The sequence below is a fragment of the Streptomyces sp. GbtcB7 genome, from assembly GCF_019091445.1.
In the GTDB taxonomy this organism is placed as follows: Bacteria; Actinomycetota; Actinomycetes; order Streptomycetales; family Streptomycetaceae; genus Streptomyces; species Streptomyces mirabilis.
In genome coordinates this window covers 1-271 of record NZ_JAGXJM010000289.1, presented here as the reverse complement: position 1 = coordinate 271, position 271 = coordinate 1, and the positions used below count along the sequence as shown (strand labels likewise).

The 271-nt window shown below is 66.4% G+C and carries 1 protein-coding gene; it reads right to left on the bottom strand.

Annotation, left to right across the window (positions count from 1 at the left end):
* Positions 1 to 271 (bottom strand): hypothetical protein (locus tag KVT44_RS56120; protein WP_217576991.1); only part of this gene is annotated, 271 nt, incomplete at both ends.

The window sequence follows — 271 nt, the reverse complement described above, 5'->3', positions numbered from 1 at the left end:
CGATGCCCGGCTCTGCGTCACGCATCGCCTTCTTCTCATCGACCTCCGCTCGGCGCGTGCGGGTCACGGTCGTGGAGAGAGCATTGAGCTCTCCGATGTGGCGACGAGCCTCCGCGACATCCTTGGGCGCAAGCGGTGCGCGGCGCAGGATGTCCCTGAGCCCACCAAACCCCGGTCGAAGCGTGATCGCCTTCTCGAAGACGAGGCCGCTCAGCCCGCTAAGCACCCGGTCAAAGTCAGGGCTGCGCACATCCTGGCGCGTGAGCATACG